The sequence below is a fragment of the Chthoniobacterales bacterium genome (assembly GCA_035274845.1).
Classification (GTDB): Bacteria; Verrucomicrobiota; Verrucomicrobiia; order Chthoniobacterales; family UBA10450; genus AV80.
In genome coordinates this window covers 162,286-185,710 of record DATENU010000011.1, presented here as the reverse complement: position 1 = coordinate 185,710, position 23,425 = coordinate 162,286, and the positions used below count along the sequence as shown (strand labels likewise).

The 23,425-nt window shown below is 58.7% G+C and carries 23 protein-coding genes; 9 read left to right on the top strand and 14 right to left on the bottom strand.

The window, feature by feature from the left end; genetic code table 11:
- Positions 1-13 precede the first annotated feature (13 nt).
- The 4 genes from VJU77_07410 to VJU77_07395 form a co-directional block, all read right to left on the bottom strand.
- Complete coding sequence (locus tag VJU77_07410; protein HKP03182.1) at positions 14-493, bottom strand: hypothetical protein; 480 nt, start codon at positions 491-493, stop codon at positions 14-16.
- Between the two features lie 269 nt (positions 494-762).
- A complete protein-coding gene (locus VJU77_07405) occupies positions 763-2,709 on the bottom strand; it encodes a hypothetical protein (GenBank protein HKP03181.1) in 1,947 nt (648 codons plus the stop codon).
- A gap of 221 nt (positions 2,710-2,930) precedes the next feature.
- Positions 2,931-3,335 (bottom strand): hypothetical protein, encoded by a 405-nt coding sequence (locus VJU77_07400; protein ID HKP03180.1) that lies wholly within the window; start codon positions 3,333-3,335, stop codon positions 2,931-2,933.
- Positions 3,336-3,494: 159 nt separating this feature from the next.
- Positions 3,495-5,477, bottom strand: coding sequence for a helicase C-terminal domain-containing protein (locus VJU77_07395; GenBank protein ID HKP03179.1), 1,983 nt, complete (start codon positions 5,475-5,477; stop codon positions 3,495-3,497).
- Positions 5,478-5,634: 157 nt separating this feature from the next.
- On the opposite strand from VJU77_07395, the gene VJU77_07390 reads away from it, so the two are divergent.
- Positions 5,635-6,780, top strand: coding sequence for an LptF/LptG family permease (locus VJU77_07390; protein ID HKP03178.1), 1,146 nt, complete (start codon positions 5,635-5,637; stop codon positions 6,778-6,780).
- Positions 6,777-7,286 (top strand): hypothetical protein, encoded by a 510-nt coding sequence (locus VJU77_07385; protein ID HKP03177.1) that lies wholly within the window; start codon positions 6,777-6,779, stop codon positions 7,284-7,286. The genes VJU77_07390 and VJU77_07385 overlap by 4 nt, the downstream gene beginning before the upstream one ends.
- Positions 7,287-7,396: 110 nt before the next feature.
- On the opposite strand, the gene VJU77_07380 is transcribed toward VJU77_07385, so the two are convergent.
- Positions 7,397-7,870, bottom strand: a complete 474-nt coding sequence (locus VJU77_07380; GenBank protein ID HKP03176.1) for a hypothetical protein — start codon at positions 7,868-7,870, stop codon at positions 7,397-7,399.
- 121 nt (positions 7,871-7,991) lie between these two features.
- Here VJU77_07380 and dusB point away from each other — a divergent pair, with 121 nt between their 5' ends.
- Positions 7,992-8,978: a tRNA dihydrouridine synthase DusB gene (gene dusB / locus VJU77_07375; GenBank protein HKP03175.1), complete on the top strand. Its 987-nt coding sequence runs from the start codon at positions 7,992-7,994 to the stop codon at positions 8,976-8,978.
- 89 nt (positions 8,979-9,067) lie between these two features.
- Here the strand turns inward: dusB and VJU77_07370 are convergent, their stop codons facing one another.
- Positions 9,068-9,604, bottom strand: a complete 537-nt coding sequence (locus VJU77_07370; protein HKP03174.1) for a hypothetical protein — start codon at positions 9,602-9,604, stop codon at positions 9,068-9,070.
- Between the two features lie 27 nt (positions 9,605-9,631).
- A complete protein-coding gene (locus VJU77_07365; protein ID HKP03173.1) occupies positions 9,632-11,431 on the bottom strand; it encodes a DNRLRE domain-containing protein in 1,800 nt (599 codons plus the stop codon).
- A 198-nt stretch (positions 11,432-11,629) separates the two neighbouring features.
- Here VJU77_07365 and VJU77_07360 point away from each other — a divergent pair, with 198 nt between their 5' ends.
- The 6 genes from VJU77_07360 (at position 11,630) to VJU77_07335 (ending at position 15,236) form a co-directional block, all read left to right on the top strand.
- The gene (locus tag VJU77_07360; GenBank protein ID HKP03172.1) at positions 11,630-12,289 is read left to right on the top strand and encodes a response regulator transcription factor; all 660 of its coding nucleotides are present in this window, start codon (positions 11,630-11,632) and stop codon (positions 12,287-12,289) included.
- 56 nt (positions 12,290-12,345) lie between these two features.
- Positions 12,346-12,726 carry an iron-sulfur cluster assembly accessory protein gene (locus VJU77_07355; GenBank protein HKP03171.1) on the top strand — a complete coding sequence of 127 codons (381 nt, stop codon included), beginning with the start codon at positions 12,346-12,348 and terminating at the stop codon, positions 12,724-12,726.
- Positions 12,723-13,271 (top strand): DnaJ domain-containing protein, encoded by a 549-nt coding sequence (locus VJU77_07350; GenBank protein ID HKP03170.1) that lies wholly within the window; start codon positions 12,723-12,725, stop codon positions 13,269-13,271. Before VJU77_07355 ends, VJU77_07350 begins: the two co-directional genes overlap by 4 nt.
- 116 nt (positions 13,272-13,387) lie before the next feature.
- Positions 13,388-14,014 carry a transcriptional repressor LexA gene (gene lexA / locus VJU77_07345; GenBank protein ID HKP03169.1) on the top strand — a complete coding sequence of 209 codons (627 nt, stop codon included), beginning with the start codon at positions 13,388-13,390 and terminating at the stop codon, positions 14,012-14,014.
- A 41-nt stretch (positions 14,015-14,055) separates the two neighbouring features.
- Positions 14,056-14,715 (top strand): hypothetical protein, encoded by a 660-nt coding sequence (locus tag VJU77_07340; protein HKP03168.1) that lies wholly within the window; start codon positions 14,056-14,058, stop codon positions 14,713-14,715.
- Entirely contained in the window at positions 14,715-15,236 is a 522-nt protein-coding gene (locus VJU77_07335) for a hypothetical protein (protein ID HKP03167.1), read from the top strand. The genes VJU77_07340 and VJU77_07335 overlap by 1 nt, the downstream gene beginning before the upstream one ends.
- Before the next feature lie 24 nt (positions 15,237-15,260).
- Here VJU77_07335 and VJU77_07330 read toward each other — a convergent pair whose 3' ends face one another.
- From VJU77_07330 to VJU77_07300, 7 genes are all read right to left on the bottom strand, one after another.
- Positions 15,261-17,780, bottom strand: a complete 2,520-nt coding sequence (locus VJU77_07330) for a tetratricopeptide repeat protein (protein ID HKP03166.1) — start codon at positions 17,778-17,780, stop codon at positions 15,261-15,263.
- Complete coding sequence (locus VJU77_07325; GenBank protein HKP03165.1) at positions 17,777-18,184, bottom strand: biopolymer transporter ExbD; 408 nt, start codon at positions 18,182-18,184, stop codon at positions 17,777-17,779. Before VJU77_07325 ends, VJU77_07330 begins: the two co-directional genes overlap by 4 nt.
- Positions 18,181-18,594: a four helix bundle protein gene (locus VJU77_07320; protein HKP03164.1), complete on the bottom strand. Its 414-nt coding sequence runs from the start codon at positions 18,592-18,594 to the stop codon at positions 18,181-18,183. The genes VJU77_07325 and VJU77_07320 overlap by 4 nt, the downstream gene beginning before the upstream one ends.
- Positions 18,595-18,645: 51 nt before the next feature.
- Positions 18,646-19,407: a MotA/TolQ/ExbB proton channel family protein gene (locus tag VJU77_07315; GenBank protein HKP03163.1), complete on the bottom strand. Its 762-nt coding sequence runs from the start codon at positions 19,405-19,407 to the stop codon at positions 18,646-18,648.
- A gap of 86 nt (positions 19,408-19,493) precedes the next feature.
- Entirely contained in the window at positions 19,494-21,461 is a 1,968-nt protein-coding gene (locus VJU77_07310; protein ID HKP03162.1) for an alpha-1,4-glucan--maltose-1-phosphate maltosyltransferase, read from the bottom strand.
- Positions 21,462-21,532: 71 nt separating this feature from the next.
- The gene (locus VJU77_07305; GenBank protein ID HKP03161.1) at positions 21,533-22,174 is read right to left on the bottom strand and encodes a hypothetical protein; all 642 of its coding nucleotides are present in this window, start codon (positions 22,172-22,174) and stop codon (positions 21,533-21,535) included.
- A gap of 118 nt (positions 22,175-22,292) precedes the next feature.
- Positions 22,293-23,423, bottom strand: a complete 1,131-nt coding sequence (locus VJU77_07300) for an ABC transporter ATP-binding protein (protein HKP03160.1) — start codon at positions 23,421-23,423, stop codon at positions 22,293-22,295.
- Positions 23,424-23,425 lie beyond the last annotated feature (2 nt).

Below are 23,425 nucleotides of genomic sequence, written 5' to 3'. Positions count from 1 at the left end.
CGTTTCCCCTCGATTAGGGCCGGAACGTCTGCTGAAGCACTACCTGACCGCCTTGCACGACGGTGATCTGCGCCGTGTCGAACGAAACATCCGTCAAGCTCGTTGACCAGTTGGAGTTCGGACAGCCTGCTTCGGACGCGCTGGGCGCCGGTGGCGGCGCCGTAGTCAGGCACGCGCTGAGATTTCCATTCTTAATCTGCGTAGAAGGGAAGGTCTGCTGGGCGCTGGGCGCGACGGGCGTCTTGTTTTGACCGGGAGCTGTGTTGCCTCCCTGGTTGGTGCAGAGGGTCGTTGCCGAACCGGTCGTCTTTACGGTGATGGTGACGTCCCCGTTGCCGAGGCCCGCCAGACTGAAACACGTTTTAAGGGTCGTTCCCTGATCCGAGAAGGTCGGCGAACCGCCCTTGAAGTGAACACTGGCCGCGTAAAGGAGCGGCGCTGCGATGGCTCCGACCACCAGAGCCAGAAGGATGGATTTAGTTTTTTTGTGCATGATTTGGATTCTGTCGTGGATTGCCGTTTCTCCCCTTATGAGAGAGTGGGAGCGCATCGTGTAAATTATGATATTTGTAGTCAAGCTTGAATTTTAGCCGGTAACTCCTTCCGCCGGAACCGCTAACCAAAGCACTTTCACCGGGGCATTCCGGTAGCGCCTGCAAAAAGCCCCCTCGCTGGGACCAGATCACGATTCGAAGATCCAGCGCGCGATTTCGGTCTGGCGTTCTTTCGCCTTCGATCTCGCAGTCGCGCTCATGACCTCGCTCATCGCCCCTGCGACAATAGTCGCGCTCGCATTTCCGGCGATAACGACGAGTGGCTCAGCCAGGCCGCGGCGCTCCCCGGGTCACTGCGGAGCCAGCCCACCACGATCGATTCCAACTGCGACTCGCGCAGGTTTTGGTTTCCGATCGTTTCGACCCAGCCCAAGGCAGTTTGGGGATCGGTGGAAAAAATCCGGCGGGAATAAGCCGCCACTGCCGTATCGCGGGAAGCGCCGCCTGGCAACGTCCCCAGCCATGCGCCCGCCGCCGCGGGAGCGCTTTCCGACCAGCGATTGATCAGGCTCTCAACAGCTTGCTGCCTGATTTTACCTTCCGGCAGGGAGACGGCCCATTGACTGGCTGCCTGCGGATCGCTGCTGGCCCATTGCCCGACAAGGCCTGCGGTCGCGTCGGTTTGCGCTTCGGATGTGGAGAGACGCGACAATAATGTCGCGGCTTGGTGCGGATCGGATTCTGCGACCGCGGCGATAAGGGCGGGAAAAACCAGATCGCGCACGGCGGCGTCCGGCAGATTTCCAGCCCAGGCGAGAGCTGCCTGGGGATCGCTGCGGCTCCAGACCCGGGAAACATTTTCGAGCAGCGTTTTTCGGGCATCCAGATCGCTCGCTTGCAGGGCAAAATTTGCCGCGGCCCGGGGATCCCCTTCGCTCCATTGGGCAATGATATTGACCAGGGCGGATTGCCGTTGCGGACCAGAAGGAAGTTTCTGGGCCCAGGTCATGGCGCTCTGGACATCGCTTTTGGCGAGCTGGAACGCGACCGCCATGGTTGCTTCTTCCTGCGCCTTGCCCGGCGGCAACGCCGAGATGTATTGCGCGGCTGCGGTCGGATCGGATTGGACCCAGCTCACGAGGACCGATCGCAACGCGTTGCTCTGGCTATCGCCTGCCGGCAAGGCCTGGGCCCAATTCAACGCCGCGCGCGCATCTGTCTGCGCCCATTGCCGCGCGACATTGTTAATCGATTGATCGCGCAGTGGCCCGGGTGCCAGGGCCAGAATGACTTGCGCCGCTTTTTCCGGCTCTTTCACGGCCCAGTTCGCCAAAACACTTTGCTGGACGTTGGTCCGCCCCTGCCCCGCAGGCAAAGTATTCGCCCAGGCTAAGGCTGCCTCGGGATCCTGATTCGCCCAGGTCGAACCGACTACCTGCCACGCCGTCTCCCGGTTCGATCCAGGCGGCAATTGCGACGCGCGTTCCGCCGCGGCGACTGGATCGCTGGCTGTCCATTTACTAAAGACAGGCCAGTAAAGATTTTGTCGATTCCGGCCCGGGGGCAGGTTTTCCAAAAACGTAAGCGCGGCCTGCGGATCTTTTTCTCCCAGACTGGCAACGACGGTTTGCAACGCCTGGTCACGCATCGGTCCGGGCGGCAATTGCTGGACCCACGCTATCGCCGCGGCCGAATCATGTTCGGCCCAGCCGCTCACCACACTGGTCAGGGCCCAATTTCGCGCGGTGCCCGCGGGAAGCGCCTCCGCGTAAGCGATGGCAGCCCGGGAATCGAGCTCCGCCCAACGCGCGACAAAGAGCGAAATGAGCATGCTTTTCTCCTGCGGGTTCGGGAGGGTCTGCACAAAGGCGAGGACTTGCCCCAAATTGGAGAGGTCCACTTTTTCCGCCAGCTTGCTGAAGGTAGCGTAAGTATGACGGCTGCTTGAACGCCCGAGCGCGGCCTTGATTTTGGCGATAATATTTTCCGCCGAATCCGCGGTTTCGGCAGAAGCTGCATCTGATTCTTCAACAACTCTCTTGCGCGGAGAAACAGCGGGAGGATTTATCGGGTTAATGGCCGAGGAATCCAGGGAGCTGCGTGGGTTGTTGCGGGGCGAAATATCTTGGCTGGGCGAAGAAGTATAGCGGCCAATGACTACACCAATCAGCAGCGAGGTGATCGCGAGGATAATCGGGAGAGCGAAGCGCTGCATGGGATCAACCTAAAGAGATCAGGCCTCCAGAAAACACCGGCTTTCCGCGCCGCTGCCAGGACCGCAGCTTATTCTCAAAAGCAATTTGGCGTCGCGATCCAAGCACTAATGGCTCCCGGCGCCCACCGTTCGAACAAACGATGGGCGTCGCCGCTTGCTTGTCTTCCTCGACCGTCGTTTACGTTCCCGCAGGCCCTTATTCCGAAAGAGGCAAAACGGGTTTAGTAGTTCTCGACCAAATACTCGGTCACAGCCGAATCGGTGGAACCCGCTTTATAGGCGATTGCTTTGATGTCCAACCGTCCACCGGGGGGCACCACAAAATTTGGCCCTACCCAGGTACTAGTGGTGCCGGTGGGAGTGCTGCCGTTGTGCGTGGGATCTGCCGGCATGTACGTTGTGCTCGACGTAACGAAGATAGTTGCTCCGCTGGTGGCCGTGCTCAGACTCACATAGATGTTATGAATACAACAATTCCCAGTCTCGTGAAACTCCACCTCAGCACACTGATCTGCGAGGACGGAGGAACTTGGGAATGCGACCATCACGAGGAGAGCCAGGAGGATGCCAATTGAGCTGGGGACGAAGCCGATTAAGCCGCGTGAACTGAGGGATGCCTTGTTCATTGGGGTTCTTTCTATTTTGAGGGTTTGTGTTTTGGGGGGCGCGTTTGGGGGGTTGTGACCTGCATCGTGATCACTTTTTTATATGTAGGCAATAAAAATAAAGTTCGAACGCTGTAGGAGAATTCCTACCACGATCAAACGCGCCCTAACTATCGGGGTTCAGATCACTTTCACCGGACATTCCGGCAGAGCGCTTAAGAACGCACGCCCATAAGGACGGGTCACGATTCGATTGTCGAGGATCACCACAATCCCCTGATCGCTTCTCGTCCGGATGAGGCGACCAACCCCCTGCCGCAACTTCAGGATCGCTTCCGGCAGCGAATATTCCGTGAAAGCATCTCCGCCGCGCGCTTCCACGAACTCCAATTTGGCTTCGATCAACGGATGGTCTGGAACCGCAAACGGCAGCCGCGTGATGATGACGTTGGAGAGCGCGTCCCCGGGCACATCGACGCCCATCCAAAAACTGTCGGTCCCAAAAAGGACGCTGCGGGGCTTCGTTTTGAATTCTTCCAGGAGCTTGCCACGCGGCGCCCCCTGCCCTTGCACGAGCAGGTTCAGATCGTTCTCCGCAAAGAACTCCTCCATCTCTCCTGCCAGCTGCAGCATGACCCGGTAGCTCGTGAAAAGGACAAAAGCACGTCCTGCCGTTTCCAGGACGAAATGCCCGACCCACTGGGCCAGGGCCTTCCCGTAATCGGCATCGCGTGGATCCGGCATTTTGCGGACGACGAACAGCTTCATCTGCTCGGGAAAATCGAAAGGGCTCCCGAGCTGCAACGGCTCCACCTCCGCTGCGCCGATCCGCTCGCGGAAATACGCCAGGTCCGGCCGGCCGACCGCGAGAGTGGCGCTGGTCATCACGCAGGAGCAATCGTCCCGGAAAATCATTCGCTGTAACACGGGCGCGAGATCGATGGGCGCCGCGTTGAGGGTGAGGAACTGGGCGGCCTTTCCGGTGCGTTCCACCCAATAGACATACCCTTCGGCGCCCTGCTCCAGGAAAGTGACGATCCCGACCCGCGCATCGTGAATTCGGCGCCCCAATTCCTGCAACTCCGCCTTCAGAAATTCGTCCTCAGTCCGCTTCACCACTTCAGCAACCCGGGCCTGGAGGGCGATCAAGCGCCCGGAGATTGTGTCCGGGGCGAAATCGGCGGTGCGAATGCGAAACTCGCGGCCTTTCCGGAAATCGCAGCGTTCGTCGATCGCGCGGAAAAAAGCGTCGATCTCGTCGACGAGCGTGGCTGCCAGGGTCACGCCGGCGGCGTCTCGCGTAACGGTGAAAAGTCCCTTCTTGGTCCGGGCGTTGTAAAGGCGCTGAACCGTGGCCCGTAAACCATATTGCGATACACCAATGCCGATATGCCGTGACGCGGTTTGTTCCACCGTATGGGCCTCATCGAAAATGATGAAATCATTCGGGAAGAGGTACCCGCTCTCGCGCTGAAGTTGTTCTTCCGGACTCCCAAGGAGCATGAAAAGCAAAGTGTGATTGATGACGATGAGGTCGGCGGCCAGCAACCGCTTACGAGCCTGCTGAAAGAAACAATTCGTATTCTGCCCGCAGGTCTTGGCGGTGCAGACATGGGCCTCGCTGCAAACCTGGATCCAGACCTTCGGATCCGGTTCGATGGCCAGATCGCTTAACGTTCCATCCTTCGTCGTTCGCGCCCAATCTGCGATCCGGGCCAGCTCGGCGCTCTCCGAGGTGGTAAACAGCTCGCCGGCCTGTTGCAGCGCTCGCTCCAACCGGCGGGGACAAAGATAATTCTGCCGGCCCTTCATGAGCGCCGCCTCGAATTCGATTGGCAGGACCTTCTTCAGGATCGGGATGTCCTTGTGCAGAAGCTGTTCCTGAAGGTTGATCGTGTGGGTGGAAATAACCGCCTTCTTTTTCTGCTGAATCGCATAAAGGATCGAAGGGGCGAGATACGCGATCGACTTGCCTACCCCGGTCCCAGCCTCGACCACCAGATGGCGTTCCTCCTCCAGAGCGCGGGCTACCGCCACCGCCATCTCCTGCTGTTCGGGCCGGTACTCGAAGTTCCGGGCCCGCGACAACAAGCCGTTGGGCGAAAACAGGGAGCGCACCTCTTCGATGAAGTCACCCTCGAGGGAATCTCGTAATGCGATCACGTTTAGGAATTGCGACACCGAACGGGTTCGCGTGCTCGCGATCTAATGTCGGAGTTGCCGATTTGCAATTTGCGATTTGTGTATGAGCCGGTCGAATGGTTCCGCGGAAATGGTAACTTAGAGCGCAAAATCGAAATCCAAAATTCGCAAATTCTCCATGAGACTCCTCGATCGCTACGTCCTGAGTTATTTTCTCCAGGCGTATTTGTACTGCATCGCGGGGTTCATCTCGATCTGGTTCATTTTCGATATCAGCGACAACATCTCGACGTTTTTGGATCAGCGCATCTCCAAGGTTTTGATTCTGAAATACTATCTCGCCCAGGTGCCCCAAATCCTCGTTATCTTGCTCCCGGTCGCCCTGCTCCTGGCGTTGCTCTTTAGCCTTGGCCGGATGTCGCGCTCGAACGAGATCGTTTCCATGCTCACCGCCGGGGTTAGTCTGCCGCGAATCATCTCTCCTCTTTTGATCGCCGCCGGCCTGACCAGCGGGGCCAGCCTGCTCCTGAATTACTCGCTCGCGCCTCACGCCGAGTATGCCCACAAAAAGCTGGACGATCCGCTGTCGTATCGGCGGCAGTTGGGGCTTGTCGCGCAGGTTTTTCGCAACCGGACCGACAATCGCACCTGGTTTATCCAGCAATTTTTTCCGGGCGAAAATGACTTCACCACGGTGCATGTGATCCAACAGGACGCCCAGGATAACATCGTCAGGAATTACATCGCCACGAGCGCCACTTATCATCCCGAATCCAAAGCGTGGGAATTCAACAAGTTGAAGATAGTCAGCTACGATCAGGCGGGCAATATCACCGAGATCATCCCCTACACCGAGTCGCTCATGATCAACGATTGGAGCGAAACGCCGTTTCGCCTGAGCAGCGCCAACATGCGCGCGGAATTCCTGAGCGTGCCGGAATTGCACGATTACTTGCAATTCAACTCGGATTTTCCGGCCACTCTGCTCGCGCCGTTCGCGACCCATCTGGAGCATCGGCTGGCGCTGCCCTGGAACTGTCTGGTGGTGGCACTGATCGCCGCGCCGCTCGGCATCGGATATTCGCGCCGCGGCATTCTCTCGAGTGTAGCGGCCGCTGTCCTTCTGGCCTTCGCCATGAATTTTGTGACGCATCTTTCCCTGGCTCTCGGCGAGGGAGCCCGCATCAATCCATGGGCCGCGGCCTGGGCGCCGAACCTGATCTTTGGCCTGCTCGGGTTGGTTCTCATTTATTACCGGGCCACAAATCGGGAGCCGCCCCGGCTCAGCTTCCTGCGAGAAGGGCGGGTCGTCCTCGCGCGATGAATCCTTCGCTGGCAAATGACTGGCCGATAAAACATCGCGCGGACGTCTGCGCGAAAACGCAGCGCCCGTTTGAACCGGGCGAGAAATTCTACACGCTCCTGTTTCGCGAAGGGGACGGGTTCCGCCGGGAAGATCTCAGCGAAGAAGGCTGGGCGCAGCGCAATGAAAACATCCAGCCATTTTCGTTCTGGAAGAGCCGCTACGAAGCGCCTCCGGCGGAACCGCCGGAGGCGCTTCCGAAGGAGAATGCAGAAGAGCTCTTGCGCCGGCTCCTCGCGCAGAAGGACGCGGCTAACGCCAACACCTGTTTCGTCCTCGCGGTGATGCTCGAGCGAAAACGGGTGCTCAAGCAAATCAAGACCGGCGAAACCGAAACCCGGCCGGCGCTGATCTACGAACATGCGAAGAGCGGCGATGTTTTCATCGTTCCCGACGTTCACTTACGTCTCGATGAACTCGAACACGTCCAGCAGGAAGTTTCGCAGTTGCTAAAGAACGCAACGTAGCGCGGACGGGAACGCGTGGTCAGGCAGAGGAACTGGCTCCGGGGAGAGGATAACGTGACTCACTCCCGAGGCAGGCTTCCACCGAAGCGGACCAGACGAATTTCCTAGCGTCAAGGTCGGACACTTCTCGCGCCAGGATGCTGATGCCCCACCCAGACCGGCTCCAAGGGCAAGTGCATCAAGTCCTCCCGCTGGCGATCAGGATGCATTCTGGCGGGCGTATCGAAATGACATCGAATCACTTCAAACCCTAGCGGCGGAGAAAAAAGAACCCGAAGGGCCTGATCGGTGTAGCGCCAGAAATCCCAGGGCCTCTCGTGCAACGGGAACGCGAAGTGGGTGGAATGGAACGTCAACCCGCCCGCCTTGCCGCGGAACGCGCTGGGGCCCTTGGCGGCAATATCGTCACGCGAATGCCACGAGGTCACGGGCACGACGTTACGGTCATAAATGAATTCCAAGCCGTCCGGTGGCCCTGCTTCGGCCGAGACCCAGCCTCGTACTCCAAGGTCCTGCTGGTCTTGCCAGAAATCGGATATGTTCACCGCCATCTCACCGTTCGGCCCGGGAAGGACGATTAGCATGATTTGTCAGGCTGTTTCTCCGGGTTAAAACTCTCAAGACAATTCGCGCCAAACAGCCGGCAGGCAGATTGCCCTGGATCCGCCTGCGTCATCGCCGTTTTCATGTGATGTTCCCTTTCGAATGCACTCGCCGCTACCCTGGTTCTCCGGTTTCCCGCTCTATCTCGCGCCCATGGCAGGAGTGTCGGATAAGATTTTCCGGCAGCTTTGCAAGGAACGCGGCGCGGATGTGCTCGTGACGGAATTTGTCTCGGCGGAAGGCGTTTTTCGCCGCAACGAACGGACCCGCGAGTATCTCGACTTTGACGAGTGCGAGCGCCCCGTCGGCGTTCAGCTTTTTGGCGGGAACGCCGCGCATATGGCCGAGGCCGCGAAGCACGTGGTCGATTGGGTCCGCCCTGATTTCATCGATCTGAATTTCGGTTGCCCGGTCAACAAGGTGGTTGCGAAGAATGGCGGCTCGGCGCTGTTGAAGGATTGCCCAACCCTCACCGCGGTCGCGGAAGCGGTCGTGCGCGCAGTGGCGCCCGTTCCGGTCACCGCGAAGATCCGAATCGGGTGGGATGCCGATTCAATTAACGCGCCGCGCGTCGGGAAGATTCTCGAGGAGACCGGAATCCAGGCGGTGGCCGTGCACGGCCGCACCCGCGCCCAGGGTTATTCTGGCGAAGCCGACTGGAAAGTGATCGGCGAAGTCGTGCAAGCTGTCTCCATTCCCGTAATCGGCAATGGCGACCTGACGAGTGGCGCCGATGTCATCCGACGCCGGGCCCAGACAAACATCGCCGGTGCCATGATTGGCCGCGCCGCCATGAGCGCTCCCTGGATTTTCAGCCAGGTGAAACATTATTTCGCGACCGGCGGACATCTGCCGTCGCCCAACCTCGAAGAAAAATGGGAACTGATTCAGCGACATTGCCAGCTGGCCGTCGAAGAATGGGGCCGCGAAGACCAGGCGATCCGCTCGATGCGCGCCCGGCTCATGGCCTATTCGAAAGCGTTCCCCCACGCCAAACTCCTCCGCGAAAAATTCCAGCACGTCTCTTCCCTCGCCGAGATCGACGAGATAGCGTCGAACCACATGGAGCTCCAAGGAGCGGCGGTTTGAAACCGCCGAAAGCGGGTGTCTAGGTGGCCGGACGGGATTCCTCTTTAACCGCCAGTAGGCAGCCGGGAGTATCGGTCAGCCAAACGGGGTCAGTCCTTCTTTCTTGGATTTCGTTTTACTTGACCAAACGCGTTCGACACGTCCCCCGAAGAAACGTCAAAACTGAAGAGATTCTTTACCTGGCCGAGGTTGGCGACGGCGAAGTCGTCGGCGGGCGCCGCGCTGCCGGTCCAAGGATAGGCGTTGGCGAGACCAGCGGCAATCAGCCGGTCGTAAAACGGCTTTGCCACGTTCTTCAACTGGCCGAGATTGAGCGGAGCAAAATCGTTGGTCTGTGGTGACGGAGTCGCCCAGCTCGTAACCAAATTATGCAGCTCGTCGCCGGCACCGCCGGGAAGCTTGTCGTCCATCTCGGCAACGGCGGCTTTGGCAATATTTTTGAGCTGACCCTGGTTTGCCGGTGCGTAATCATCCGCCGACGTGTTCGGCACGGTAACTCCGCGTTCTGCCCACCAGGCCGGCGCGGCAGCAAACGCAAGAAATGGAAGCAACCCGCATAAAAGAAGTGCAAGCAAAACGCGGAGTCGAGTAACTCCGTTGCAGTTATCGGGCGCGGCCGGTTTCATGAAAAGGAAAGGAGCGCGTCGCAGCGATTACGGAGTCGGGCCTTGCGTGAATTCGCCCATCGACAAATCGCCGAGAGGAGCGAGGTGCGTCGGCCAGGTTCCCGGAGGACCCTGGGTGCCTTGCGGCCCGGTCTCGCCGGGCTGTCCCTGATCTCCTTGCGGGCCCTTCAGGTTGCCAACAAGACCGTAAAAATGTCCGCCGCCGAATTGGACGCTAAGCACATAGTAGTCGCCGGTCTGCGGGTTGAAAAAGAAATCCCCCACGTTGCCTTCCGTGACCGGATACTGGGGAACTTCATATCCAAGACGCCAAACGGTCCCATCGACGCCGTTGGCTCCGGTTGGCCCCACCAGATCAAAGGGATCGCCCCAAAAAGTAGCTTTCGGCCCGTATAACTGCCGAGCCAGCAGGTCAATGTAAAAGTCGTCGTCTTCGCCCAGCGAGGTGTCAGGCGGGCCATACCCATGCAGGATTGTGCGACCAGCCGGACCAGCATCACCCGGGAGTCCCTGCGGTCCGGTCACCCCGGGTATTCCTGGATCGCCGGCTGGCCCGACGGGGCCCTGCGGGCCGGTCGCGCCCGCGGGTCCTTGTGGGCCGGTCACCCCAATCGGACCCTGCGGCCCCAGGGGACCTTCGGCTCCAGCGGCGCCAGGGGCTCCGTTCGGCACGAAGATGATGGAAACCTCCTGCAGATCGGTCCAAGTGCCGCTGCCACCGACCCGCGCGATCGGGACAGTAAACCAGTTGCCGGTGGTAGTGATCGCGCCCGTGATCGCGAACTCCTGAGATCGGCCGAGGAGAAGATCGCGAATATATAGTACGCCCGAGGCGCCATCATCCCAGCGATCGATTTCAGTGGTTTGGATCGAACCCCAATTGTCCGAGCGCGAAATATACATCTCGGTAGCGGACCCGAGACTCGAATTGTTAAAACGAACTTCGCCGTCGGACAGGGGCGGGACCGAAGTCGTGTTGGTCGAATAACCCCACGCAATAGCAGAACTCCGCCCTTGCGGTCCCTGCGGTCCGGTCGCACCCGGTGATCCAGCGGGGCCCTGGACCCCTTGCGAACCGGCAGGACCTTGAGGACCCGCCGGGCCGGTCGCACCGGCCGGACCCGTTGCACCGGTAGGACCTTGTGATCCCTGCGGTCCTTGAGGACCTTGGAAACCCTGTGGCCCTTGCGGTCCAGCAGGCCCAGCCAAAACAATTTCGAGCCTGGGCTCGTGGCTCGTCTGGGTGGATTCCTTGCTGTCAAAATAGAGATCCATGTCGGAACTGCCATCACTGGGTTCGATCACAAATCCCTCGTTGACGAGCGTGCCCGCGAGCCAGCCCCGGACCCAGTCGGTCACGTCAATGCTGACGAACTGGCCGATGGCATCGATGGACAAGTTTTCGTACCTCGGGGAACCGAAACTGACGCGATCGCTCCCGGTCAGAGTTGATTCGTCCCATGCGCTTGTTACGGGAGTGAGTGTGATCCTCCCGGTGGTGGACGAGGAGCTATTTACCCAGAGGTTGAGCCGAGCCTGGGTAACGTCAGTCGCGGTCGTGCCGGGCGGCAGCGTGGCAATGCTAAATTTTAGAAAGGCGCGCATCGAGGCGGATTGCCCGATGATAATGATCCCGGTTATGCCATTCTCATTGTAGTAAACCCTCAGGTCGCCACTCGTCCCATAATTAATCTGATCGGTCGAGCTGACGTAGGCGTCCTGCAATAATAGTCCGTCGATCGCGGTCGCTTTCTGAGTTGCGAAGCAGGCGGCCAGGATAATGAGCGGAACGACGAACGGGCGAAAGAAAGATGGGGCTGTGCTCATAGAGGATGTGGTTAGCTCGTTCTCAAAGAGACGATTGAGGGCGGATCATGCGGGCAGACCTGTGCTCCGTCTAGTCATGTAAAACCGTGATTTTTTTCGATTTTGCCGAACGCTTGTGGTTTCCGGCGCTCGCTGGGAAGCAATTCGATTCAAACCTCCGCTTGTATGTTGAGGACTTCGGACGGATCGTGGAAAACCATGAGCGCAATTTTGCGCCGACCCCCAGTCGTCAAACCTTTCAGCAACCACCCGCGCGTGGCTGTGGCGGACGATCACGCCTTCATGCGCGATTTGATCTCCCGCGAATTGACTCGCGGCGACAAGCACTACGACGTCGTCGCCGCAGTGGGCACCGCGGCAGACGCGGTCAAGGTCTGTCGCCGTTTCGAGCCCAATCTTCTCGTTCTCGATGTTAACTTGCCGGACCGCAGCGGAGTCGCCGCCGTCCCAGATATTCGTCGGGCGTCACCCGCGACCCGAATTTTGCTTTGCACCGCGTTCCCGAAGGAAAATTGGTTCGGCGAGGCCAACGACTGTGGCGCGGACGGTTTCGTCGAAAAAACAGATAGCTGGGACGATTTTCTTCTGGCGGTGGATCGGGTTAGCCGCGGCCAGCGCTACTTCTGCTCCGGGGGCGGGCCACGGCGGCGCGATGCGGGTGTCAACGTCCGGCTAACTCCGCGCGAACGCCAGATCCTGAAGCTGATTGCGGGAGGCCTGACCACTAAGGAAATCGCAGGACGACTTTTTATCAGTGTTCCGACTGTGGAAACGCACCGGGCTAACCTGATGACGAAGACCGGCGCCCGCAATGTCGCGAGGCTAGTCCGCTTCGCGATGAATGCCGGACTTTCCTAAGCAAAGGGGACACAGGCGCCACTTGCCGTCTATCCACGGGGAACTAAAATCTCCTCGTGTCTGAAGCCGCTTCCACCGCCGCGCCGATCAATTACAAGATCGGGAACGAGCGCCTCATCAAAGTGACCGAGAACGCTTCTCGGAAACTGAATTCGCTCCTGGAAAAGCAGGGTCGCGCGACGGGAGCGCTGCGGGTGGCGGTGATCGGCGGCGGCTGCTCGGGGTTGCAATACAAGATGGACCTGGTGGATGGCCCGGCGAACCGGGACATCATGGTTGAATCGGCCAATGTGCGGGTGGTGGTCGATCCGAAGAGCGCGCTCTTCGTGAGCGGGTCGCTTCTCGATTACAGCGACGATCTGCAGAAGGGCGGGTTCAAGGTGACGAACCCCAACGCGGTAGCCCACTGTTCCTGCGGCGAGAGTTTTGCTGCATGATCGATTATTTCGCGCTTCTCGATCAGCCACGCGTTCCGTGGCTGGATCCTGCGGCGCTGAAAGAAATCTTTCACCGGAAGACGCTGGAGCAGCATCCGGATTCGGCGCGCGGCCCGGAAGGCGGCGGCTTCGCCGAGCTCAACAAGGCTTACCAGGTTTTGCAGGATCCGAAGCGGCGGCTGCATCATTTGTTGAGCCTCGAGAACCGGGCGCCGGCGGCGAACCAGGCGGTGCCGTTGGATTTGCAGGAGATTTTTCTCCAGATCGGCGCGTTGAACCAGAGCGCCACGCGGTTGCTGGAAAAAATGCGCGCGGCGTCAAACCCATTGACCAAGTCGTTGCTCAAGGTGGAGGTTATCGGCGCGCAAAAGGAGGTTGGCGGATTGCGGGACAAAGTTCAGGAACTCAGCAACGCGGCTGAATCGCGTTTGCGGCAAACGGAGATGCAACAGCTCGAGGAGCTCGCGATCCTGTATCAACGATTCGCTTACTTGGGGCGCTGGTCCGCGCAATTGGATGAGCTGGCCTTTCAATTGACCCTGTAGCGGCGGTCTCTGACCGTCGAGGATTCGACATAACTCGTTCGGCGGTCAGAGACCGCCGCTACAGCGAAATGTTCATTTGAACTTGCGAGGCCAACCTTTTCGCGGATGATGGAGACATGCTGACCCAGAGACAGCAAGGTGTTCTCGATTTTATCCAGTCGGAACAGCGAGAAAAAGGGATCACGCCGAGCACGCGCGAGATCCAACAGCATTTCGGTTTCGCGAGCCAAACCTCGGTCATGCAATACCTCGACACGCTCGAGCGGAAGGGCTTTCTGAACCGTCACGCGCGCAAGGCGCGGGCGCTTATCACTCCGGTGCAGAAAGTGCGGATCACGGACATCCCGATCTACGGGCAAATCCCGGCCGGGATGGCGACGCTGACCGAGCAGACGGTCGAAGGCCATGTCTCCCTCGACAGCCATTCGGCGAACGTTTCGAAGAACGGGAAGACGTTCGCGCTCCGCGTCCGCGGCGACTCGATGATCGACGCCCACATCCTCGATGGCGACATGGTGATTCTCGAGGACCGGAAAGATGCCCAGAACGGCGATATCGTGGCCGCGTTGATCGATGGCGAGACGACGCTGAAGCGATACGTGATGGAACACGGACGGCCTTATCTGAAAGCGGAGAACCCGCTCTATCCGAACCTGGTCCCGGCCCGGGAACTGCGAATCCAGGGAGTAATGGTGTCGTTGATCCGGAAGCAGATGCCGGCGGCGCGGCGAAAACGCGGATAAGACCTCAGCTCTGACTGTTCAGTTGAACATATCTCGCGGCTATGCCATTCTCGGGCATGGCCACGAGCATTATCGATCTTCGAAAGCTCCTGGCAGAACGCTTTCCCCAGACATTCGCTCCCACCGTTGATTGTCTTCCGACTGGAGTGCCAGCGATCGATGATTCCATCGGCGGCGGATTACCGAAAAATGCCATTACGGAGCTGAGCAGTCCCAATCCAAGCGGGGGGAGCGCGCTATTGCTTTACGCGCTTTTACAAAATGCCCACCGCACCGGTTGTTTTCTCGCGCTGGTGGATGGGAAAGATTCATTCGATCCCCAATCTCTTGATAATGCCCGTTTGGGCCATCTGCTTTGGGTCCGGTGCCGAACCGCCTTCGAAGCCGTCCAAGCCGCCGATTTACTTCTGCGCGACGGCAATTTCCCGCTCGTGGTGCTCGATCTGGTCCTGAATGCTTCCGAGGAGCTGCGCAAGATCCCGCAAACGAGCTGGTATCGGCTGCAACGCCTGGTGGAAGCCGCGCCGGCTGCCTTCCTCGTTCTTACTCGCACGAGTCTTATCAACAGCGCGCAATTAAAGCTTTCTCTCCATAACGCCTGGCAGCTCGCCGATCTGGAACAAGACTGCCTGACGGCGCGTCTCCAAATTCGGGTGAAACGGGCGCAGGGCGGAAAGCAGGTCATGGCGAGGACGGGCTGATGTTTGCCACGATTTATGTTCCCGATTTTCACCTGCAAGCCGCGTTGCGTCACCAGGCTGAGTTGCGCGACCAGCCTGTCGCGTTAATTGACGACCAGGAAAAAAAAGCCGCGATTATTCAACTCAACGCCGCGGCCGAAGAAACCGGCGTGCATCGCGGCATGACGCCGAGCCAGGGTTTGGCTCGCTGTCTTCAGCTTCAGGTCAGAATCCGGCTGCCTTCCCAGGAAAAGGTAGTCCAGGACATTTTGCTCCATTTGGCGGGGACGCTCGCGCCGTATGTCGAAGCAACCGCGGGAGGAATTGCTACGGTCCAATTCACGGACAATAAAAATCTCCTCCGGAACGTTACGCGAGTCATCGAGCAGCTGGCGGATGCTGAAATCGTCGCGCAAGCCGGGATCGCGCCGACGCCCGACGCGAGTTTTCTCGCGGCTCATTTGGCGAAACCGGTCTTGCAAATCGACGACGCGAGCCAATTTCTCTCCGGACTTCCGACCGAATTACTATCGATCGTCTAATTCCGGATAGCTGCGCGTCCCAGATTAACCGCCGGCAAAATCGGGATACTTTTCGCGCAGTTGTTTCGCCACACGATCGGCTTCTTCTTTCCGGCCCGCCTTTTCGTAGGCAAACGCGGCCTTTTGCAAGGCCCGCGGAGTAACCGCGGGATCGTCGTAAAGCAAGGCGACTCCCATAAAGGCCTTGCCCGCTTCGTCGAAATTCTGGCGCTCAACCTGGACGTCGCCGGCCAGCAAACGAGCTTCCGCATTCACCCGCCCTTCCGGCTGCAATCTCATTATTTCCTCGGCGATTTTCTGGGCGTCATCTGGCTTGTGCGCGGCGATCTTGGTGGCCCCCAGGGCCAGCAAGGTCTTCGCCTTGGCCGCGGGATCGGTCGCGACCTGGAGATATTTTTCGTAGGCGGCTTCCGCCTGGGCGACATTCTTTAGCTTCGTTTCCGCATCGGCGAGATAGAACCAGAAATCCGGTTTCACATTTCCGAGGGACTCGCTCTGACCGAGAAGGTTGAGATATTTCTCCGCCGCTGCGTAATTCTTCTCGTTGTAGTACTCGAGCCCAAGCCATTCGAGAATTTCCGCCGGGATTCGGGCGCTTGGACTGCCCACCAGGAACCCGTCCACTTCCTTCGTCAGGGCCGCGCGATCTTTCAGATAAAAATAGGCGGAGACAATTCGAAGCGTGGCCAGATTGTAATACTGGTCCTTGTTCAGCTGCCGGGCGGCGTCGAGCGGCGCCAAGGATCCTTTGTAATCCTTCGCTTCGAAGGCGGCTTTCCCAATGTAGTAATTGGCCTGCGCCGCGACCGAGCTCTTGGGGAACTCTTTCAGCAGCTGGCGAAACGCGTCGGACATTCCTTTCGCGTTTTCCTGCTGTCCGAGAATCAGGGCCTTTTGCTGGAGAGCTGCTTCCCGCTCCTTCGCAGCAGGATACCGGGCCAGGAGCGTGTTCAAGTCCCCGATCGCCGAGTCGTAGTTCTTATTCGCCTGATGAGCCAGGGCGCGCTGGGTTAGAACGGAAGGCATCTGCGGGCTGTCCGAAAAATTTCCCACGAAATAGTCGAACGCCTCGATGACGTGCTCCCCGTCCTTTAGCTGCACATAACACCAGCCAAGTTTGTAGGCAGCCTCAGCCCGCAGCTTTGGCGAGAGATGGGAATCGCGCAGCTCGGCGTAGAGCGGAGCGGCCTCGGCAAACTTCTGTTCCTTGTAAAAGTATTCGGCTTTCAGGAGCTTTGCCTGGTCGGCTCGCTCCGGCGCAGGGTTCGAATTGAGATACGCGTCGATTTCGGAAAGGAGCGACGTCGAATTCGTGTTGTAGAAGTTGATCAAGCGCTGGTATTGCGCGTCCTTCGCTTCTTCCTTGTCCGGATATTTCGCGATGATCTGGCGATAAATCTCATCCGCTTCTTTCGCGTGCCCGAGCTGGCGGTGGCTGTTCCCCACGATGATCATCATTTCCGCTCTGACTTCTTCGGGGATTTCGTTCTGGCCGCGTTTGTATTCCGCCAAGACCTTGTCGTACTGACCGGCCTGGTATTGCAGTCGCAGGAGCCCGACTTCGGCGATCGCACGCCATTTGCCGGCTTCCGGGAGCGACCGCCCTTTCTGCAACAAACTGAGCGCCTTTTCGGCCATCGTCTTGTCGGTCTTGCCCTTCTCCGTCTGCTGGAGATCGATCGCCACCATTCCGGCCCTGACGGTCGCTTCGGCCTTGAGAGCCGGCTTTGACGTTTCGTTGGCGAGCGCTTCGTAATTCCTGAACGCGTCCGCTTTTCGGCCGCGGGCCAGCGCGATGCTGCCCGCCGCGAGGCGCGCGTCATCCCGATAAGGATTGGGATTTTTCGCTTCGGCGACCTGCTGATAAAGATTCTGGGCTTCGTCTTTCCGGTCGGTGTTTTCCAGGCAGCGCGCCTCAAAATAGCGGGCCGATAAAGCCAGCGCAGGCTCCTTGGATCTCGCCGCCGCTCGATGGAAATGCGGAAGAGCTCCCGCATAATCCTTTTGGTTGAAAAGAATTTCCGCGACCCCATACGAGGCCGGGCCGGCAAACTCACTTTCGCCGTAATTATCCAGGACGCTTTGGAAACTGGTTCGCGCCGCGCTGCTTCGATTGAGGGCGCGATAACATTCCGCAAGATAGAAGTAAGCGCTGGCCCGACCCGGAGCGCCGGGATATTGGCCGAGGTACTTTTCGTACTCCGGCGCGGCCAGATCGTAGAGCTTCCGAGAAAAAAGACCGTTGGCGTACTCCAGCTGCCGGCGGTCCGACGCGTCGGTTTCCGATGCCGGTTCGGTGGAAGGAGGATTCGCTTCGGTAGTAGCCGGCTTTGGAGCGACGTTCGGTTCTGGCGGACTCCGACGAGGCTTGACCGACGATGACGAAGTCGGCGTATCGAGCGGGACAGCCCTGGGAGCGGGCGGTTCTGCCACTGGCTGGGCGCGGCGCACTTCCGGCGTTCGTTGCTGCGCGAGCGCAAACGAAGCCACTAACAAAATCAGCGCCGCCTGGACCAGGCCAACGGCGCCCCACCGGATTTTCATTTTGCCGTGGCGAAAGCCACGTTAGTCACGCCGGCTTCGCTGCAAATATTGAGAACGCCCACCACGTTCTTGTAGGCGCCGGTCTCATCTCCCCGAATGACGACCGCCTGGTCGGGATAAAGTTGCACCAGGTTCCTGAGCATATCGCCAAGCTCAGCCGCGGTCAGGGTGCGCCGATTAACGACCACGTTGCCGTCTGCTTTCACATTCACAACGACATCGCCGATCGGCGTCGCTTTTTCCTTTGCGGACGACGCCTTTGGGATTTTAACGTCGAGCTCATTCTCATTCCGGGCCGCATTCCAGGTCATGAGAAAAAAGATCAGCAGGAGGAGAAGAACGTCGACGAGCGGCGCGAGCTGGATCCCGGGATGCTGCGGAGTGGCGTGCCGGCGCAAGTTCATGAAGTGGGATGCGGGATTCGGGATGCGGGATGCGAGGTGGGCGTACGATGCTCGCGCTCCACGCCTTCGATGAACACGTTCAGCTTCCGACCGAGGAGATCGAGCCGTGCTTGTAAATCCTGGTAGGTCGTTTCGTTCGTCAACGATTCGGTTTCAGAGAGCCCTTCCAGATGGTCGATGGTCTCGTCGCAAGACGCGTGGGCGAAGACGAGAAAGCGAATGAATTCCTGTTTGTAACGACGCCGCCCGTAACCTTCGACGATATTCGAGCGGATCGATTTCACCGAGCGCCGAATCTGGCTCCCTTCTTCGTACATCTCGAATTTCGGCAGATCCCGAATCGTCATCCGATGGACGGCAACCGCGGCGTCCCGGGCCAGTTTCCAAATCTCAAGATCTCGATAGCTCACGTGTCGGGTGCCATATCATCCCGCATCGCGGATCCCGAATCCCGCATCCCTTTAGAATTCATCTTCGAGCAGGACCGGCGCACGTTCCGGGGTCCGCTTGTTGTACTGCAAGGAAAGCAGCGCCAGGATATGGGTCACGGCCGATTCCAACTCCGAAATGATCCTTTGTACGCGCCCCCGGAAGTAGGCGTAGAAAATCATCGCGGGAATGCCGATGGCCAGCCCAGCCGCGGTATTGATCAGCGCCTGGCTCACGCCGCTCGAGAGCAGCGCGTAACGGGCGGTACCAAGGTCGGAGCCCAGCGCGCCGAACGACTTGATAATGCCGAAGACCGTTCCAAGTAATCCCAGCATCGGCGCGATCATGCCGATATCCGCCAGATAAATAACTCGATTGTTCAGACTCGAGGCGACGCGCGTGCCCTCTGTCTCCGCGATTTCCCGAACTTGCGCGAAATCGGCGCTCGGATTCTTGGTGGTGAAATCGAGCATCTTTTGCACAACCCGCGCGATCGCTTCGCCGTGACGATTGGAAACCGCGAGCAATCCCAGGTAATCGCGCTTTCGAAGCAACGCGTCGGCAGTGGCCATAAAACCGCTGGAGACCACCGAGCCCCGACGAATGGTAAGAAGATACACCACCACCAGCATGACAAAGATGATGGAGAGGATGAACAGCGGAATAATGACCGGTCCCGCGGCAATGAGGGTGTCCAGAATGGACTTCGTGCGCGGCATATCAGGAGCCAACGGGGCCGGAGTCTGTGCCAGAAAAGGCAGTGCGCCCGCAAACAGCGCGAAGAGATTATTCATTCCGAAAGTGCTGTTAGGATAGGCGGCGAGGAGACCAGATGCAAATTAGGGTCAGCTTCCAATGACCGCCCCGCCACCGGCGGCGTTCAAACAAACTTTTCCCCCGCCAGCCACCGGCGCACCCGGAAAATGTGGGCCGGATGCTGTGGATGAAGCTCGACGTAATTTCGCTCCCCCCGCCAAAGATAACGGGCGTCCGTGAGAAGATCGTGCACCTGATAAACGTCAGCATCCATCGGCCCGAAGTCCCCCAGCGGAACGTGAACATAGGAATTCTGCGACTGGGTGGGATCGAGATTCACCACCACCAGAATGATGTTATCACGCGCCGCCGTCATCTTTCCGTAACAGAGAATGGCGTCGTTCTCGGCCCAGTAGAACTTGAGGTTATCGTATAACTGCAAGGCCCGGTTTTCTTTCCGGATGCGGTTCAGGCGCGCGATCCAATCCTTGATATTACCCGGCGCGTCCCAATCACGGGCTTTCCATTGGTATTTTTCCGAATCGAGATATTCCTCTCGGCCCGGCAGCGCTTCGTTCTCGCATAACTCGAAACCGCTGTAGATGCCGTAGACACTCGACAACGTCGCCGCCAGGACCGAGCGAATCAGGAAGGAAGGCCGGCCACCCTCCTGCAAATGAAACGGCAGAATGTCAGGCGTGTTTGGCCAGAGATTGCCGCGAAAATATTCCCGCATCCCGGTCTGCGTGAGTTCGGTGAAATATTCGACCAACTCGGCTTTGGCGGTCCGCCACGTGAAGTAGGTGTAGCTCTGGGTAAAACCGGCCTTGGCCAGCGCCTTCATCATCTTCGGTTTCGTGAAAGCCTCGGACAGAAAGATCACGTCCGGATACTTCGCCCGGACTCCGGAAATGAGGAATTCCCAAAACGCGACCGGCTTGGTGTGGGGATTATCCACTCGAAAGATCCGCACCCCGCGTTCGGCCCAGAAGAGAATAATGCTCTTCATCTCTTCCCAGAGCGCGCGCCAGTTTTGGCAGCGAAAATTCAGCGGATAGATGTCCTGGTATTTCTTCGGAGGATTTTCGGCATACTTGATCGTCCCGTCCGGCCGCTTGTAAAACCATTCGGGATGTTCCCTCACGTAGGGGTGATCAGGGGAGCAATTGATCGCAAAATCGAGTGCGATCTCCATTCCGCGACTGCGGATTTCATTCTCCAGCCAGGCGAAATCCTCAAAGGTACCGAGGGCCGGTTCGATCGCCTTATGACCGCCCCACTCGCTGCCGATCGCGTAGGGCACCCCGGGCTCACCCGGTTCGCAAGTGACAGAATTGTTGCGACCCTTCCGATTGGTCTGGCCGATCGGATGGATCGGCGGGAAATAAATCACGTCGAACCCCATTGCCCTGGCGTCGTCTACGCGGGGAATGGCATCGCGAAAAGTGGAGCCTCGATCGGCACGGCCTTCGGCCGAGCGCGGAAAAAACTCGTACCAGGCCGCGGTTCTCGCTTCCTTGCGATCGACCACGACGCGTGGTGCGGGGCCATATTGGGTGGCGCTGGCCCGGTCCGGATAGGTTGCCATCAAAACATCGAGCTCCCCCGAATGAGCGATCGCATTGACATCAGCCGGCTGCCCCGCTCGGATGGCCTCCCCAAGTTCGCGAAGCCGAGCTGCATCCGCCTGATCATCCGCGCGGTCCGCTGCCCCATCCAGCAATGCCGCCCCTTCTAATGTCTCGCTCGACAAATTCGCCAGGCCCGCTTCGAACTTCTTGGAAAACTCGTGCTGCCAGCCGCGGAACGTGTCGGTCCAGGCTTCGACGGTGTATTCGTAGATCGAATTTTCGTAGAGGGTGCAAACGCCTCGCCAACGATCATTGTCGACGTGGGCCATGGGCGTCTCGTGCCATTGCGTCTCACCCAGCTGACGCCATTTCAAGGCCGCCGCGACCACGTCGTGACCGTCCTGGAAAACATCGGCTTCCACCACCAGATCGTCACCCACGACCCGCTTCACCATGTAGCGCCCGCCATCGACGAGCGGTTGCAGATTCTCAATAACAGCGGTCGGAAAAGGCCGGAGCATGGGGCCATCAATCAACCGAAATTCGCCTGATACGAAAGCGAAATTCTGCGGGGGCGAAGGAAAGAACTAACTCAAACCGCAAAGTAAAACGCGCACTCGTACAGACCGGAGGTGCGGGTTTCTTCGCGTCGCACTTCCGTCCCTAAAACGGCCGCGAAAAGGTCGTGCTCGAGACGTCCAATGATCGGATATTGATCGAGCAGGTTTAGGATCGGAGAATGGCACTCAAGGATCTGGGGGCCGCCTTCTTTTTCGTCGGCGACAAATTGCGACATATATCCTTCCTTTTCCCGTTGGGACGCGAGCCACTTCGCACGCTCCACGACGGTTTCGCCTTTTGCTTTCGCCTTCACCGCTGCCGTTTTGCGCTCGAAAACGTTGAACAGCATCTTTTCCGGCCCATTCGGGCCGTAAACCTCCTTAATCGATTTCAGCAGCTCCAAAGTAAAGTCATTGCTGTCGCAGGGGAACAAATCGTGGGTCCGCCGGGTCAGACGATAAACCATTTCCGGGCGGCCCATTTTTTGTGGGCGTCGCCAAGTATCGAGATATCCATCCCGCTCGAGGGTAAGGCAATGTTGTTTGATGCCCATGTAGCTCATCTTCATCCGTCCAACGAGCTCGTTGACGGAAAGGCCTTTGGTGCGCTTGAGGGTGTTGAGAATTTCTAACCGTTGGGTACGGCCGATTTCGGAAAGTAATTGTTGGTTCACTAGGGCTCCTCTATAGGTAAGGCCAACCTTAAGGTCGACCTAAAGTCGACCGAGATTACCCGCAGGGGCCTTGGAAAGGCAACAACAAACTTTTCACAAGATTCAGGGGGGAAGGAAATTACGTTTCTTGCATAATCCGGCCTCCGGATTCTGCGTCAAAAAGGTGCGTTTTTTCCACTTTGATCTCGAATTGGGCTCGAAACCCGCCCTCACGCCTCTCCATTCCCCGGCGAGTCCGGCAAACCAACCCATGAGCCCCGGTCTGAAGATGAAGGGTCGTCTCGGCTCCCCCGGGCTCAACCCGATCCACCAAGGCCCGGAAGCGGGTCGACGCGCGCTCAACCGGCCCAGTGCCAGCCGCCAGAGCGCAAAGCTCGAGGTCTTCCGGACGGACCCCCAGAACGATTGGCTTGCCCGCAAAGTCTCGCGCTTCTGGAAATCGAGAACCCGGCAGGCGCACTTCGATTGTGCCATCCCCCGCTTCCGAAAAGAGAAGAGAATCGCGATCCTGCTTCAGCGTCCCGTGAACCAGATTCATCGGCGGGTTCCCGACGAATCCAGCCACAAATAGGTTCGCCGGCTGCTCGTAAATCGACTCGGCGCTCCCATCCTGTTGCACCATCCCGCGATTGATTACCACGGTCCGAGACCCCATTGCCATTGCGTCAACCGGATCGTGGGTCGCGTAAACGATTGTCGCGGGCAAACGCTGGTGGAGCCTTTTGATTTCCGCTCGTCCGCGAAGCCGCACCTCGGTCCCAAGACTTGAGAACGGCTCATCAAAAAGGAACGTCTTCGGTTGAAGCACCATCGCCCGGGCCAGAGCGACGCGCTGCCGTTCCTCCTGACCCAGCGAATCGGCATCGCGATCAAGCAACGCCTGCAACCCGAGTATTTCCGCCACATCCAGAATGCGTTTCTTAATTTCGGCCGCGGAAAATTTCCGGCGTCGCAATCCGAGAGCCAGGTTGTCGAAGACCGACATCCGCGGGTAAGGCGCGTAGTCTTTCGAAACGAGCGCAACATCCCGGTCTTTCGGCGGAATCCCGTTGAGCGGACGGCCATCGACCAAAGTCTCCCCTTGCGACGGTTCCAAGCCCGCGATCATCCGCAGAATGGTGGAAATCCCAGAGCCACGCGGTCCCGTGAGAACCACAAATTCCCGGTCGCCAATCTCGAGATGAAGCCCGCTCTCCGGAGCGAGGCTGGTCCGAGCAACCGAGAGATTCTTCAAAATAATTCCAGCCATAA

Bases quoted from the DNA above. Each gene is read 5' to 3' on its own strand.
- VJU77_07410 (HKP03182.1), bottom strand. From the start codon at position 493: ATGCACAAAAAAACTAAATCCATCCTTCTGGCTCTGGTGGTCGGAGCC.
- VJU77_07405 (HKP03181.1), bottom strand. From the start codon at position 2,709: ATGCAGCGCTTCGCTCTCCCGATTATCCTCGCGATCACCTCGCTGCTG.
- VJU77_07400 (HKP03180.1), bottom strand. From the start codon at position 3,335: ATGAACAAGGCATCCCTCAGTTCACGCGGCTTAATCGGCTTCGTCCCC.
- VJU77_07390 (HKP03178.1), top strand. From the start codon at position 5,635: ATGAGACTCCTCGATCGCTACGTCCTGAGTTATTTTCTCCAGGCGTAT.
- VJU77_07385 (HKP03177.1), top strand. From the start codon at position 6,777: ATGAATCCTTCGCTGGCAAATGACTGGCCGATAAAACATCGCGCGGAC.
- VJU77_07380 (HKP03176.1), bottom strand. From the start codon at position 7,870: ATGCTAATCGTCCTTCCCGGGCCGAACGGTGAGATGGCGGTGAACATA.
- dusB (HKP03175.1), top strand. From the start codon at position 7,992: ATGCACTCGCCGCTACCCTGGTTCTCCGGTTTCCCGCTCTATCTCGCG.
- VJU77_07370 (HKP03174.1), bottom strand. From the start codon at position 9,604: ATGAAACCGGCCGCGCCCGATAACTGCAACGGAGTTACTCGACTCCGC.
- VJU77_07365 (HKP03173.1), bottom strand. From the start codon at position 11,431: ATGAGCACAGCCCCATCTTTCTTTCGCCCGTTCGTCGTTCCGCTCATT.
- VJU77_07360 (HKP03172.1), top strand. From the start codon at position 11,630: ATGAGCGCAATTTTGCGCCGACCCCCAGTCGTCAAACCTTTCAGCAAC.
- VJU77_07350 (HKP03170.1), top strand. From the start codon at position 12,723: ATGATCGATTATTTCGCGCTTCTCGATCAGCCACGCGTTCCGTGGCTG.
- lexA (HKP03169.1), top strand. From the start codon at position 13,388: ATGCTGACCCAGAGACAGCAAGGTGTTCTCGATTTTATCCAGTCGGAA.
- VJU77_07340 (HKP03168.1), top strand. From the start codon at position 14,056: ATGCCATTCTCGGGCATGGCCACGAGCATTATCGATCTTCGAAAGCTC.
- VJU77_07335 (HKP03167.1), top strand. From the start codon at position 14,715: ATGTTTGCCACGATTTATGTTCCCGATTTTCACCTGCAAGCCGCGTTG.
- VJU77_07330 (HKP03166.1), bottom strand. From the start codon at position 17,780: ATGAAAATCCGGTGGGGCGCCGTTGGCCTGGTCCAGGCGGCGCTGATT.
- VJU77_07325 (HKP03165.1), bottom strand. From the start codon at position 18,184: ATGAACTTGCGCCGGCACGCCACTCCGCAGCATCCCGGGATCCAGCTC.
- VJU77_07315 (HKP03163.1), bottom strand. From the start codon at position 19,407: ATGAATAATCTCTTCGCGCTGTTTGCGGGCGCACTGCCTTTTCTGGCA.
- VJU77_07310 (HKP03162.1), bottom strand. From the start codon at position 21,461: ATGCTCCGGCCTTTTCCGACCGCTGTTATTGAGAATCTGCAACCGCTC.
- VJU77_07300 (HKP03160.1), bottom strand. From the start codon at position 23,423: ATGGCTGGAATTATTTTGAAGAATCTCTCGGTTGCTCGGACCAGCCTC.